15 protein-coding genes are annotated in these 14,028 nt (G+C 58.4%); 14 read left to right on the top strand and 1 reads right to left on the bottom strand.

The window, feature by feature from the left end:
- The first annotated feature begins 169 nt into the window (after positions 1-169).
- The 3 genes from spoIVA to B5F12_RS10835 all read left to right on the top strand — a co-directional run bounded on the left by spoIVA (position 170) and on the right by B5F12_RS10835 (position 3,066).
- Positions 170-1,648, top strand: coding sequence for a stage IV sporulation protein A (gene spoIVA, locus B5F12_RS10825; protein WP_087234278.1), 1,479 nt, complete (start codon positions 170-172; stop codon positions 1,646-1,648).
- 156 nt (positions 1,649-1,804) lie between these two features.
- On the top strand, positions 1,805-2,293 hold the full coding sequence (locus B5F12_RS10830; RefSeq protein WP_087234280.1) for a sigma-70 family RNA polymerase sigma factor: 489 nt from the start codon (positions 1,805-1,807) through the stop codon (positions 2,291-2,293).
- Complete coding sequence (locus B5F12_RS10835; protein ID WP_087234282.1) at positions 2,290-3,066, top strand: zf-HC2 domain-containing protein; 777 nt, start codon at positions 2,290-2,292, stop codon at positions 3,064-3,066. Before B5F12_RS10830 ends, B5F12_RS10835 begins: the two co-directional genes overlap by 4 nt.
- A 44-nt stretch (positions 3,067-3,110) precedes the next feature.
- On the opposite strand, the gene B5F12_RS10840 is transcribed toward B5F12_RS10835, so the two are convergent.
- Positions 3,111-3,716, bottom strand: coding sequence for a Crp/Fnr family transcriptional regulator (locus tag B5F12_RS10840; protein WP_087234284.1), 606 nt, complete (start codon positions 3,714-3,716; stop codon positions 3,111-3,113).
- Between the two features lie 109 nt (positions 3,717-3,825).
- On the opposite strand from B5F12_RS10840, the gene leuC reads away from it, so the two are divergent.
- The 11 genes from leuC to B5F12_RS10895 form a co-directional block, all read left to right on the top strand.
- Entirely contained in the window at positions 3,826-5,085 is a 1,260-nt protein-coding gene (leuC, locus tag B5F12_RS10845) for a 3-isopropylmalate dehydratase large subunit (protein WP_087234287.1), read from the top strand.
- Positions 5,086-5,100: 15 nt separating this feature from the next.
- Positions 5,101-5,586, top strand: a complete 486-nt coding sequence (leuD, locus tag B5F12_RS10850; RefSeq protein ID WP_087234288.1) for a 3-isopropylmalate dehydratase small subunit — start codon at positions 5,101-5,103, stop codon at positions 5,584-5,586.
- A complete protein-coding gene (leuB, locus tag B5F12_RS10855) occupies positions 5,583-6,659 on the top strand; it encodes a 3-isopropylmalate dehydrogenase (RefSeq protein ID WP_087234290.1) in 1,077 nt (358 codons plus the stop codon). Before leuD ends, leuB begins: the two co-directional genes overlap by 4 nt.
- Before the next feature lie 85 nt (positions 6,660-6,744).
- Positions 6,745-7,557, top strand: a complete 813-nt coding sequence (locus tag B5F12_RS10860; RefSeq protein ID WP_242954951.1) for a type III pantothenate kinase — start codon at positions 6,745-6,747, stop codon at positions 7,555-7,557.
- Positions 7,558-7,724: 167 nt separating this feature from the next.
- Positions 7,725-8,873, top strand: coding sequence for a pyridoxal phosphate-dependent aminotransferase (locus B5F12_RS10865; RefSeq protein ID WP_204221565.1), 1,149 nt, complete (start codon positions 7,725-7,727; stop codon positions 8,871-8,873).
- Between the two features lie 83 nt (positions 8,874-8,956).
- A complete protein-coding gene (locus B5F12_RS10870; RefSeq protein WP_087234294.1) occupies positions 8,957-9,157 on the top strand; it encodes a DUF1858 domain-containing protein in 201 nt (66 codons plus the stop codon).
- Between the two features lie 66 nt (positions 9,158-9,223).
- Complete coding sequence (locus B5F12_RS10875) at positions 9,224-9,904, top strand: class I SAM-dependent methyltransferase (RefSeq protein WP_087234296.1); 681 nt, start codon at positions 9,224-9,226, stop codon at positions 9,902-9,904.
- Positions 9,901-10,692: a Nif3-like dinuclear metal center hexameric protein gene (locus B5F12_RS10880; RefSeq protein ID WP_087234298.1), complete on the top strand. Its 792-nt coding sequence runs from the start codon at positions 9,901-9,903 to the stop codon at positions 10,690-10,692. Before B5F12_RS10875 ends, B5F12_RS10880 begins: the two co-directional genes overlap by 4 nt.
- Positions 10,693-10,751: 59 nt before the next feature.
- A complete protein-coding gene (locus B5F12_RS10885; protein ID WP_158096806.1) occupies positions 10,752-11,465 on the top strand; it encodes an N-acetylmuramoyl-L-alanine amidase in 714 nt (237 codons plus the stop codon).
- Positions 11,466-12,833, top strand: coding sequence for a DNA repair protein RadA (gene radA / locus B5F12_RS10890; RefSeq protein ID WP_087234302.1), 1,368 nt, complete (start codon positions 11,466-11,468; stop codon positions 12,831-12,833).
- A gap of 307 nt (positions 12,834-13,140) precedes the next feature.
- Positions 13,141-14,028: tyrosine-type recombinase/integrase (locus B5F12_RS10895; RefSeq protein ID WP_087234304.1), on the top strand; the 888-nt coding region annotated here is incomplete at its 3' end.

Below are 14,028 nucleotides of genomic sequence, written 5' to 3' on the forward strand. Positions count from 1 at the left end.
GCAAATTCGTAAACAGCACTTATGCGATTGAACCGCCGTGTACCGAACGGTATGCACGGTGGTGTGAGAGGACGGCTACTCAACTAATGGGTAGCCTCCTACTCGATTGGCATATTATACAGCTTATCCCCATACACATGTAGAGAACTTGCGGTGAGGAGGAATTGCTGTGGATCACAACAAATTGTATGAGGATATCGCCCAGCGCACCCAAGGCGATATTTACATTGGGGTGGTTGGTCCGGTACGCACGGGAAAATCCACCTTTATCAAACGCTTTATGGAGACCATGGTGCTGCCGGAAATCCAGAACACCTACCTGCGGGACCGGGCCCGGGATGAGCTGCCCCAGAGCGGGTCCGGCCGTGTGGTGATGACCGCCGAGCCCAAATTCGTCCCGGAGGATGCGGTGAGCCTGTCCATGGAGGACGGCAGCTCCTTCTCCGTGCGGCTCATTGACTGCGTGGGCTATATGGTGCCTGGAGCCATGGGGCAGATGGACGGAGACCAGCCCCGGATGGTGACCACCCCCTGGATGGACCACGAGATCCCCATGACCCAGGCGGCGGAGCTGGGCACCCAGAAGGTTATCACTGACCACTCCACCATCGGCATTGTGGTGACCACCGATGGAACCATCGCCGACATCCCTCGGGAGGACTACCTGGAGGCGGAGGAGCGGGTCATTGAGGAACTCAAAGCCATGGGCAAGCCCTTTGTGGTGCTGCTCAACTCCGCCCAGCCCTACAGCGACCGGGCCCAAGCCATCCAGGCGGATATTGCCCAGCAGTACCAGGTCACCTGCTTGGCGGTGAACTGCCTGACCTTGGACGAGGAGACGGTGGAGGCCATCCTGAGCGGGGTGCTCCACGAGTTCCCCATGAAGCAGCTGGAGCTGTTTCTCCCCTCCTGGGTGGATGTGCTCCCCTTTGACCACCCCATCAAAAGCCAGCTCTATGGGATGATTCGCCAAGAAGCTGGAGGGTTGGAGCGGCTGCGGGACACAGAAGCAGCGGTGGAGGCCTTGGACCAGCGTGAGGAAATCGCCTCCGCCCAGATCACCCGCATGGACATGGGCAGCGGCGTGGTAACGGCGGTGCTGGAGCTGCCACGAAGTCTGTTCTATGAGACAGTGTCCCAGCGCTGTGGACTGGAGATTCACGACGACGGAGACCTCATTGGGCAGCTGGTCCAGATGGCCTCCATGAAGCGGAAATATGAGAAGGTGGAGCAGGCCCTGGCCCAGGTGGAGGAGACGGGCTACGGCATCGTCATGCCCGATCCCCAGGAGATGACCTTGGAGGAGCCGGAGATCGTCAAGCAGGGCGGCCGCTACGGGGTACGCCTCAAAGCCTCGGCTCCCTCCATCCACATGATGCGGGCGGACATCAAAACCGAGGTCTCTCCCATCATGGGGACGGAGAAACAGTCGGAGGAGATGGTGGACTTCCTCCTGCGTCAGTTCGAGGGGGATACGGGGAAGATTTGGGACTCCAACATGTTTGGCCGCTCCTTCCACGAGCTGGTGGGGGAGGATTTGCAGGCCAAACTCAAGCGTATGCCGGAGGATGCCCGGGAGAAGTTGCGGGACACCCTCCAGCGCATCATCAACGAGGGGTCCGGGGGCCTGATTTGCATCATTCTGTAAGGAAAAGATGTGTCGCAGAACATGGGTTCTGTGGCACATCTTTTTTTGTAACGTTTGGTTTGTTCAGGGTTCTAATGGGTGAGCAAACCAAGTGGAGAAGAGAGCAGATATCTGATACAATGGGGAAACAAAGTGCCGGGAGAAGGGGGGAGAGACATGTCAGGATTTCAAGAAATCTATGAGGCCTACAGTCGGCCTGTGTACCGGTTTCTCCTGGCTCTGACCCGGAACGAGACCATGGCCGAGGATTTGTTACAAGACGTGTTCTATCAGGCCCTCTTACATATTGACCGATTCGAGGGGCGCAGCAGCTTGTACACCTGGCTGTGCCAGATCGGAAAAAACGCCTGGCTGAAGGAATGCCGCAGACAGAAACACCATGAGACATGTCCTATAGAGAAGATGGTGGAGGTGGCCTCTCTGGAACTGACTCCGGAGGAACAGGTCGTTCAGCGGGAAGAGCGTATGCGGGTACGTCAGGCGGTACAGCAGCTCAGTGAGCCCTACAAGGACGTGTTTATTCTCCATACCTATGCCGATGTAAAACTCAAGGAGATCGCAGAGCTATATGGGAAATCTGAGACGTGGGCCAGAGTGACCTACTATCGGGCCAAGCAGAAGATTATTCAGGAGGTATCAAAATGAAGTTGTCATGTGATATTGTGCAGGACTTGCTGCCGCTGTACGAGGATAATCTGTGCAGCCAGGCCACCCGAGAGGCGGTGGAGGAGCATTTGCGGGAGTGCGAGACCTGTGGAAAGCAGCACACCGCCGTCCAGGAGCTCACAGAGCCGGAGGTTGTAGTGAAGCCCAAACATGAAAAAAAGGCCACAGCCAAGAGCTTTAAGAAAATTCGTAACCGCTGGATTGCATCCATTGTGGTTATTCTTCTGTTGATTCCTGTGCTCTATCTGGGTGTGGGACAAGTGAGAGGTGTAGGCCCCAGCTTTTCTAACCTGCGGCAAATTTACCTCGGCAATCGGTTTATGCAGTGTATGGAAGCTGGAGAATATGAGAAAGCCTTTGAATATCTGAACTTGGAGGATACCAAGCAGCGATGGTTGGAAGAGGGCAATATCCCAGCGGAAGAGCTGGACCATTTTGAGGAGGACACCAAGGCACGTTTTATGGAGTTGGGGGAAGAACTGGAACAGGCTGGAGGAATTCAAAATGTTCGGTACATCGGTGTAAACGGTTATGCAGACCACTTCGTTGGGGATTACGAGTATGAGATATGGTTTGCCGCAGAATACAAAGGAGTGGACCGACAGATTATTTTGTGGGTGACTAAGGACGGTGTAGATTCCGGCCATGCAGAGTTGAGTCTAACCGACCCCCTGGAGGCTATGGTGTCGTGGAACTATACCATGTACAATCAATATACTGGAGTGGATATCTCTGACGATCATGGAACATGAAAGCAAGGCCGGGAAGCTGGATGGGGCTTCCCGGCCTTGCTGGTTTATCGGTTTTGTAACACTTGAAGCTGTCCTTCGTCCAAAATCTGTACTGTGCCGTACCCCGTCTCCACCACACCCTGCTGTACCAGTTGCTTCATGGCCCGGCTGACGGTGATGCGGCTCATGCCAATGGCCTGGCCGATGCTCTCGTGCGTACACGCCACGGTGTTGTTCTCGCCTCGGGGTAAGGTCAGCAGGTACCGAGCTACCCGGCCAATGGCTGGGAGAGAGGCCGTGTCCACGTGGTCGGAGAGAATCCGAATGGTGCGGGCCAGATAGCGCAGCATGGGCTGGGCCAACTGGGGGTGCTCCATGAAGATCTGATCCAGCCGCTGCTGGTCAATGGACACTACCAGGCTGTCCTCCAGAGCCATGGCAGAGCTGACCCGGGGGTACTGGTCAAAAAAAGATGCCTCGCCCATCAGGTCCCCACTGCGGTGGATGGTCAAAATACGCTCGTCTCCCTCCGGGCTGCTGAGAAAGCTGCGGGCGGAGCCGGACACCAGGTAGTAAAAGTGGTGAGGCTGCTCTCCCTGGAGATAAATCATCTGCCCCTTGGTGTACAACTTGGGGGTCTGCCCCCGGGCGAAGATGTCCCACTGTGCCATGCCGTTCCCTCCAATCTCCCTAAGATTGTATCACATGTTACATTCTTTTTCCAGAGGCTTTGGCATAATGAATGTACCGAACAACCTGAGAAACGAGGAGGTGCGTCTCATGGGTATGACCATGACGCAGAAAATTTTGGCCCGGGCAGCGGGCCTCAGCCAGGTACAGGCCGGACAGCTCTTAGAGGGCAAGCTGGACCTGGTACTGGGCAACGACATTACCACACCCGTGGCCATCAAAGAGTTTGAGAAGACGGGGTTGTCCACCGTATTTGATCAGGATAAGATCGCCATTGTGCTGGACCACTCCACCCCCTGTAAGGACATCAAGTCCGCCCAGCTGTGCGCCAGGTGCCGGGACTTTGCCCACAAGCACCAGATTACCCACTTCTACGATGTGGGCCAGATGGGCATTGAGCACGCCCTGATTCCCGAGAAGGGCTTGGCTGCCCCTGGTGAGGTCATCATTGGCGCAGACTCCCATACCTGTACCTACGGAGCTCTGGGCGCTTTCTCCACTGGCGTGGGCTCCACCGATATGGCGGCGGGCATGGCCACCGGTCTTGCCTGGTTCAAGGTGCCCCAGGCCATCCAGGTCAAGCTCACCGGAACTCTCTCCCCCTATGTCAGTGGCAAGGACGTGGTGCTCCACCTCATCGGCATGATCGGGGTGGATGGTGCCCTGTACCAGTCTTTGGAGTTCTGCGGGGACGGTGTGGCCTCCCTGGAGATGGACGATCGGTTCACCATCTGCAATATGGCCATTGAGGCAGGTGCCAAAAACGGCATCTTCCCTGTGGACGAGAAGACCATTGCCTACTTGAACGGACGGGTGGAGCGGGCCTGGACCGCCTTTGAGGCGGACGAGGACGCCGTGTATGCCCGCACTGTGGAGATCGACCTGTCCACGCTGCGTCCCACTGTGGCTTTGCCTCATTTGCCCTCCAACACCCAGCCGGTGGACGAAGTGGCGGGCAAGCCCATCCAGCAGGTGGTCATCGGCTCCTGCACCAACGGACGCTTGAAGGACCTGCGAGAGGCCGCTGCTATCCTCCGGGGAAAGAAAGTGGCCGACAGGGTACGATGCATTGTAATCCCCGCCACCCAGCAGATCTATCTCCAGGCCATGGAGGAGGGCCTCATCGCCGACTTTATCCAGGCCGGGGCCGCGGTATCCACCCCCACCTGTGGGCCCTGTCTGGGCGGACACATGGGCGTGCTCAGCGACAACGAGTGGGCCATTGCCACCACCAACCGCAACTTCGTGGGGCGCATGGGCCCCACCAGTTCCATGATCATTCTGGCAAGCCCTGCGGTGGCAGCGGCTTCCGCCATCACCGGCGTGGTCACCGACCCCGCCACCATTTAAGGGAGGGATGAGAAAATGAAGATTTACAAATACGGCGACAACGTGGATACCGACGTCATCATCCCCGCCCGCTACTTAAACGCCCCGGACGAGAAGTCCCTGGCCTCCCACTGTATGGAGGACATCGACGCTGACTTTGCCGCCACTGTGGAGCCCGGCGATATTGTGGTGGGTGGCAGCAACTTCGGCTGTGGCTCCTCTCGGGAGCACGCCCCCCTGGCCATCAAGGCCTGTGGCGTGAAGTGCGTCATCGCCAAGAGCTTTGCCCGCATCTTCTACCGCAACGCCATCAATATCGGCTTCCCCATCATGGAGTGCCCCGAGGCGGTGGACGGTATCTCTCCCGGTGACAGCGTCACCGTGGACTTTGCCACGGGCGTCATTGAGAATCAAACCACCGGGCAGACCTTCCAGGCAGCGCCGTTCCCCGCCTTTGTCAACGGCATCATTGAGCACGGCGGCCTGCTCCACTCTCTGAAAGCCAGGGGGATTGCCAAATGAATTATAAAATTGCACTGATTCGGGGGGATGGAATCGGCCCCGAGATTGTCCATGAGGCGGTAGGTGTTCTGGACAAGGTGGGAGAGAAGTTTGGCCACACCTTCACCTATGTGGATGTGCTGCTGGGCGGATGTGCCACCGATGCGGTGGGAAAGAGCTATCCCGACGGTACCGCTGAGGTGTGCAAGAGCTGTGACGCCGTGCTGTTGGGCGCCGTGGGCGGTCCCAAGTGGGGCAGCGACAAGCCCGCCGAGCAGCGGCCGGAGACCGCTCTTCTGGCTATCCGCAAGGACTTAGGGCTGTATGCCAACCTGCGCCCCGCTGCGCTGCGCCCCGCTCTGGCCGAGGCCTGCCCCCTGAAAAAGGAGACCGCCGAGAAAGGCATTGACCTGATGATGGTGCGGGAGCTCACGGGAGGCGTATACTTTGGCAAGCGGGACCGCTACGACACCCCGGACCGTGGCGTGGAATGCACCGACCTGATGGCCTACTCCGAGATGGAGATTGAGCGCATTGGCCGCCGAGCCTTTGAGATGGCCCGTCTGAGACGGAAGAAAGTGTCCAGTGTGGACAAGGCCAACGTGCTGGAGACCAGCCGCCTGTGGCGATCTGTGATGCACCGTTTGGCGGAGGAGTATCCAGACGTGGCCTATGAGGACGTGCTGGTGGACAACTGTGCCATGCAGCTGGTGCGGGACCCGGGCCAGTTTGACGTTGTGGTGACCGAGAACATGTTCGGAGATATCCTCTCCGACGAGGCTTCTATGATCACCGGGTCCATTGGCCTGCTGCCCTCCGCCTCCATGGGAGATACCGCCCCCGCCCTCTATGAGCCCATCCACGGCTCGGCCCCCGACATTGCCGGGCAGGACAAGGCCAACCCCATTGCCACCATTCTCTCCGTGGCCATGATGCTTCGCTACTCCTTCCAGCTGTCTGCCGAGGCGGACACCGTGGAGCGGGCGGTGGACCAGGCCCTGGCTGATGGCTGGCGCACGGCCGACATTGCCAAACCGGGAGAAGACGTCATCGGCACCCGCCGTATGGGTCAGATCATCCGGGATCATATTTAACGACCTGGGGAACCTCCGCCGGACTGGATTCGGGCGGAGGTTCCCTCTTGCATTGCTCTGGATTGCTGGCTATAATAAAAATAATATGAATCTGATCATGAAGGGGTTGGGCGCTTTGATTTTGGCTGTGGCTATCAGCAATATCCATGTCACCATCGCACTGTTTGAAGAGAACGGTGACATCCGGTTCCGCTCTGAGCTGGAAAGTGAGCGCAGATACAGTGAAGATCGATGCGCCTTGGACCTCATGGGGGTGTTCCAGCTGTACGGCGGGAAGATTCAGGAGGTACAGGGGGCCATTGTGTCCAGCGTTGTACCCCAGGTGACGGATATTTTTGTCCGGGCCATTCAGCGCCTGACAGGGAAGCGCCCCATGGTGGTGGGCCCGGGAGTGAAAACCGGGCTGAACATCCGGGCGGACGTGCATAACCAGCTGGGCAGCAACATTGTGGCCTCGGCGGTGGCAGCGGTGGCCCTGTATCCGTCTCCGTCCATTGTCATTAACTCGGGCACCGCCCTGTCTTTCTCCTACATGCGTCAGGCCTCCTATGAGGGATGCTCCATCATGCCTGGTATGGCCATTGCCCTGGAGGCCCTGTCCGACAACGGAGCCCAGCTGCCCCACATTGCCATGGGAAAGGTGGATTCTCCCCTGGGCCGCAACACGGTGGACTCCATGCGAGCGGGCGTGGTGTACGGGTATGCCGGGTCCATTGATCGCCTCATTGACGAGATGGAGCAGTCTGCTGGAGAAAAGGCGGCCTCTGTGGTGGCTACGGGAGAGTACGCCCCGGAGATCTTCCGCCACTGCCGCCATGAAATTCAGTACGACCGAGACCTGATGGTCAAAGGGCTGTACTTCCTCTACCGCAAGAATACCACCAAGCGCACCCGGTGAATTTTGCAGCACAAGACGCTACAACATGCAAAACAACCCGTATCCGTGGGATTGACTCTTGCATATGTGCAAGAAAGACGGTATAATATGTCACAAATGAAGTGTACGGAGGGATTGACTTGAAAGAACTGTCCAAGATTGCCTCTCAGGTGCAGGCATCCAGCACCATGGCCATTGACTCTCTGGCCAAGCAGATGAAGGCCGACGGCATTGACGTGGTGGGATTTGGCGCTGGTGAGCCGGATTTTAACACCCCGGACGAAATTAAAGCCGCTGGTATCCGGGCCATTGAGGAGAACAACACCCGCTACACCCCCGCCTCCGGTCTGCCCGGCATTAAGAAGGCGGTGTGCGACCGTGTGAAGGCGGACTTCCATGTGGAGTATGAGCCGTCCCAGGTGATGGTGGCCGCTGGTGCCAAGCACTGTGTGTATGTGGCTCTCCGGGCTCTGGTCAATCCTGGGGATGAGGTGATTGTCCCGGCCCCTTACTGGGTCAGCTACATTGAGCTGGTCCGTATGATGGGCGGCGTGCCTGTGGTGGTGACCGCGGAGGAGTCTGCCGGGTTCAAAATCACCGCCCAGCAGCTGCGGGATGCCATTACCCCCAAGACCAAGGCTATGATTCTCAACAATCCCTCCAATCCCACCGGTATGGTGTACAACGGGGAGGAGCTGAAGGCTCTGGTGGATGTGTGCGTGGCCAACGACCTGTACATCATCGCCGACGAGATCTACTCCTGCCTGCTCTATGATGGGCTGAAACTTACCTCTGTGGCCAGCCTGGGCGAAGAGGTAAAGAAGCGCACCATCCTCATCAACGGTGTCTCCAAGGCCTATGCGATGACGGGCTGGCGCATTGGCTACGCTCTGGCTGAGCCTGAGATCATCAAGGTCATGAGCAACTACCTCAGCCACTGTGCGGGCTCCTGCTGCACCATTTCCCAGAAGGCGGCAGAGGCGGCCCTCAGTGGCTCCCAGGAGAAGATTGAGACCATGCGGCAGGCCTTTGAGGAGCGGCGCAACTACCTGGTGGAGCGTATGAACCAGGTGGAGGGTGTCAGCTGCATCAAGCCCGAGGGCGCTTTCTACGTGATGATGAACATGGAGAAGCTGGTGGGCCGCACCGTCCACGGCCAGGTGATCAATACCTGTGACGACTTCTCCCAGGCCTTCTTGAAGTATGGCCTGGTGGCCACCGTGCCCGGTACCGCCTTCGGTGCCCCCAACTTTGTGCGCTGGTCCTATGCCACCTCCATGGAGAACATCAAGAAGGGTATGGACCGCCTGGAGGCGTTCTTGAAGGAATTCCAGTGAGTTCCCCAACTGACCCTTGCAAAACCTTGCAGGGTTGGATATACTATCACTGTTCGACAAACTAGATCAGGAGGTCATATCACATGGCTAAGATTACCAAGGATACTATCATCGGCGATATTCTGGACATCGCTCCTCAGACTGCCCCCATCTTCCTGTCCATCGGCATGCACTGCCTGGGCTGCCCCTCTTCCCGGGGTGAGACTGTGGAGCAGGCCTGCATGGTTCACGGCGTGGACGTGAACGCTCTGCTGGAGCAGCTCAACGCCAACATCGGCGAATAAAAACCATTGCGGGAAAAGAGCGGGTAACCGCTCTTTTCTTGTATCTGACGAAAATGAGGGATTTTTATGGAATTGACGCCGAGATTGCGTGCCATTGCCCAGCAGGTCCCCCAGGGCTCGGTGCTGGCCGATGTGGGCACGGACCATGCACTGCTGCCGGCATGGCTGCTGTTAGAGGGGCGTATCCCCTCCGCCATTGCCTCGGACTTGCGGGAGGGCCCCTTGGCCCGGGCCAAGGAAACGGTGGAGCAGCACGGAGTGGCGGACCGGGTCTCTCTGCGCCTGTGTGACGGTTTATCCGGTATCCAGGCAGGGGAGGCGGACGTGGTGGCCATCGCAGGCATGGGCGGGGAGACCATTGCCGCCATTTTGGAGCAGGCTCCCTGGACGAAGGAGAACACCTTGCTGCTCCTCCAGCCCATGACCTCCTTCTCGGACCTCCGACAGTGGCTGGTGGAAAACGGCTATCGGGTGGAGCACGAGACCCTGTGCCAAGAGGGGAGCCGTATGTATACCGTGCTCACCGTGCGGGGCGGTCAGGATGTCCCCATGACCCCGGCAGAGCTCTGGGTGGGGCGCAACACCCCACAGCCCCTGAGAGGGGCATACCTGTCCATGATGGAGGGCAAGGTGCGCCGGGCCCTGGAGGGACAGAAGGCCTCTGCCAATCCGGACCAGGCGGTGGTGGAGCAGCTGGAGCAGGTACTGGCAGGCATGGATGAGATGAAAAAGGAGCTGGAAGCATGAACACCGTACAGCAAATCTATGAGGTTATTCAGAAGAAGGCCCCCTTTCAATACCAGCTGGGGTTTGACAACGCCGGTTTCCTGGTGGGGCGGCGCAATGCCCCGGTGGACCGGGTCCTCATCGCCTTGGACATCACCAGAGACGTAGTGGACGAGGCCGTGGAGCTGGGGGCACAGCTCATTGTGTCCCACCACCCGGTGATCTGGGAAGGGGTCAAACAGCTCACTGACGTCACTCCCGGCGGAGACCTGCTGCTGACCATGGCAGAGCATGGCATTGCCGCTATTTGCGCCCACACCAACCTGGACGCCGTGGCGGAGGGTGTCAACGACGCCCTAGCCTGCAAGCTGGGGTTGACCCAGGTGGAGCAGCTGAGCCAGGACGGGGTGGACGAGCAGGGAAACCCCTATGGCATTGGACGGATTGGCCAGGTGGAAGCCCAGAGCGTGGAGACTTTTGCTGCCCTGGTGAAGGAGCGGCTGGATGCCGCCTGCGTGCGGGTGGTGGACAGCGGCACGCCGGTGCACCGGGTGGCTGTTGGTGGCGGCTCCTGCGGCAGTATGCTGGGGGATGTGGTGGCCACCGGGTGTGACACCTTTGTCACCGCTGACGTGAAGTACGATGTGTTTCTGGCGGCCAAGGCCCAGGGCCTGAACCTGTTGGACGCCGGACACTACCCCACAGAGAACGTGGTGTGCCCCGTGTTGGAGGGGTGGCTGAAGGAGGCCTTCCCCGACCTGCGGGTGGAAATTTCCCAGCGCCACCGAGAGGTCTATCACTGCGTTTAACCTAGGCTGGTATGAGTTGTCCCCCTGCTTCATATGGATGGAGGGAAGGGGGGATGGCTATGAAGCCATGGATGGTGATTCTGCTCATCGCGGCATGTATCCTCTGTTTTTTCGCCCGATGGGGCAAGCTGGTGGTGCCCACAGTGGTTCAAGTGGATACCGGACATCCTGTCGTGGTGCTGGATGCTGGACACGGTGGAGAGGACGGGGGAGCCGTCACCGCTTCGGGCCACCGGGAGAGTGAGATCAATCTCCAGATCGTGAAGAAGCTGGAATATTTCATGGCGCTGTGCGGAGTGGAGCCGGTGCTCACCCGGACGGAAGATGTCTCACTCCATACGCCGGGGGCAGAGGAGAGGGGAGAGCGGAAACGCTCCGATTTGGACTATCGGGTCCAGTTGGTCAACGACACCCCAGGGGCCATGCTCATCAGCATCCATCAAAACCAATATTCCGACCCCTCGGTACGAGGGGCACAGGTGTTTTACACTCTGGGCGATGTGGGGCGGCAGTGGGGAGAATATACCCAGCAGATGCTCCAGGAGACGGTGGACAGCTCCAACACAAAAAAGGCCAAGCAGGTGTCCGAGGACGTGTATCTCTTTTCCCATATTTCCTGTCCTGGCCTGTTGGTGGAGTGTGGCTTTCTCAGCAATGGGCTGGAGGCCTCGCTGCTCCTCACAGACGGTTATCAGACCCGGCTGTCCATGGCCATCACCGGAGCCTACCTCCACCAAATGCAAATGATAAACCGAGCCTCAGGAGGAATCTGAATGGCAAAAAATAAAACTGTGTACTACTGCACTCAGTGCGGCAACGAGACTCCCAAATGGCAGGGCAGATGTCTGGCCTGCGGGGCCTGGAACACCATTGTGGAGCAGCCCGCCCCGGCGGCGGAGAGCAAGAAAAAAGCAGGGGGGAGCCTGTCCACCTCGCCCCTGCGAAAGCCCCGGCCCATGGACGACGTGGAGGCCACCGACGAACTGCGCTTCCCCACGGGAATGAGCGAACTGGACCGAGTGCTGGGCGGGGGAGCCGTGAAGGGCTCTCTGGTGCTGGTGGGCGGCGCCCCGGGCATCGGCAAGTCCACTTTGATGCTGCAGATCTGCAACAGCCTGTGCCAGTTTGCCTCGGTGCTCTATGTGTCCGGCGAGGAGTCGGAGCGGCAGATCAAGCTGCGGGCCCAGCGGCTGGGTATCTCCGGGCAGGGGCTGTATCTCTACTCAGAGACCAACCTGGACGATGTGGTGGCGGCGGTGGAGGAGCAAAAACCGGATATTTTGATCGTGGACTCCATTCAGACGGTGTACAACGGGGAGTCCAACTCCTCTCCAGGCAGCGTGGCCCAGGTCAAAGAGTGCACCATGACCCTGATGCACCTGGCCAAGGGCTTGGGCATCACCGTTTTTGTGGTGGGCCACATCAACAAAGAAGGCTCCCTGGCAGGCCCCAAGGTGTTGGAGCACATGGTGGACTGTGTGCTGCATTTTGAAGGGGAGGAGCACAACTCCTACCGCATTCTCCGGGCAGCCAAAAACCGCTTCGGCGCCACCAACGAGATCGGTGTGTTTGAGATGGGAGACCAAGGCCTGTCCCAGGTGCCCAACCCTTCGGAGGCGCTGCTGTCCGGGCGGCCTCAGAACACCCCGGGCTCCTGCGTCACCTGTGTCATGGAGGGCGTGCGCCCGGTGCTGGCAGAGGTTCAGGCGCTGCTCACCCCGTCGGCCTACGGCACGTCCCGGCGCTCCTGTAACGGCTTTGACTACAACCGGGCCATGATGCTCTCGGCAGTGCTGGAAAAACGTGGAGGGCTTATGGTGTCCAACTGTGACGTGTACGTCAACGTCATTGGCGGCCTGAGCATTACAGAGCCGGCGGCGGACCTGGCGCTCATCGTGGCTTTGGCGTCCAGCTTCCGGGACAAGCCGGTGCCATATGATTTGGCGGCCATCGGCGAAGTGGGCCTGACCGGCGAGCTGCGGGCGGTGCACGCCTTGAATCAGCGGCTCAGCGAGGTGCAGCGGCTGGGCTTTACCAAATGCCTGATTCCAGCCCGGCACAGCGGAAAGCTGGTGGTGCCGGATGGCTTACAGCTCATTGAGGTGCACAACATCCGGCAAGCGATTGCGGTGCTTGTGTGAGTCTTTGGGCTCATAATTCAGACAGGGGTGGTCGGTGCCGTCCTGAGCGGCGTTGCGCATGGGGTGTGCACCCGTTGTGTACAGGGTGCACCGGCCATCGGTCTGATGCCGACAGGAGAGGGTACACGGAATGAGACTCATAACTTGACCTCCAATTCTGATGTGCCGGGAACTCCTGTTTGAACACACTAGTAACTCAACAAAATTAAAATTTTGTTGAGTTGAGGGTAGGGGGCTCCCGGAAATTTGATACCCGTAGTATGATCCGGCCAGCCTGGCTTTATGTATGCAAATATGGTGATTTTACATGAAAATTGACTATCAAACTCAAGCGCCGCCGGTGCTGCGGGATTTTCTCGCGTATCACGAGACCATTCAGGGACATTCGTCCAAAACCGTGGATGAATATTTTCTCGATCTGCGCAACTTTCTCAGATACATGAAACTTGAAAAAGGCTTGGTGCCAAGATCCACGCCGCTGGACGAAATCTCGATTGACGACGTGGATGTTTCGCTGGTGCGCTCTGTGACGCTGGCCGATGTGTACGCATATCTCAGCTTTCTCAGCCGTAGCCGTGCCAAGAATCACAATTCGCCCCAGGCTGGCTGTGGCCTTGAGGCATCCACCAGAGCTCGGAAAGTTGCATCAATCCGTTCCTTTTATAAATATCTGGTGAACAAAGCCAAAGTTCTCACGGAAAATCCCATTCAGGAGCTGGATGCGCCCAGACAGCGCCAGACGCTGCCGCGATTTTTAACCCTGGATGAGTGCATTCAACTGCTGGACAGCATCGACGGGGCCAATTCTGAGCGAGACTTTTGTATTATTACCTTATTTTTAAACTGTGGACTGCGAATTTCTGAGTTGGTGGGCTTGAACCTCAGCGATGTGCGGGACGACCGTATGCGAGTGTTAGGCAAAGGTAACAAAGAGCGCTTTGTCTTCCTCAATACCGCCTGCCGCAGCGCACTGGACGACTGGTTGGCCGTTCGGGCCCAGTCGGCGGCTGTGGACCCCTATGCGCTGTTTATCAGTCGGCGGCGGACCCGTGTGACCAAGGACGGCGTGCATTACATGATCAAAAAGCGGCTGGCGGAAGCTGGACTGGACCGGGACAAGTACTCCGCCCATAAGCTCAGGCACACAGCTGCCACTTTAATGCTGAAAAATGGCGTGGATGTGCGTACGTTACAG

The organism is Pseudoflavonifractor sp. An176 (assembly GCF_002160435.1).
Classification (GTDB): domain Bacteria; phylum Bacillota; class Clostridia; order Oscillospirales; family Oscillospiraceae; genus Enterenecus; species Enterenecus faecium.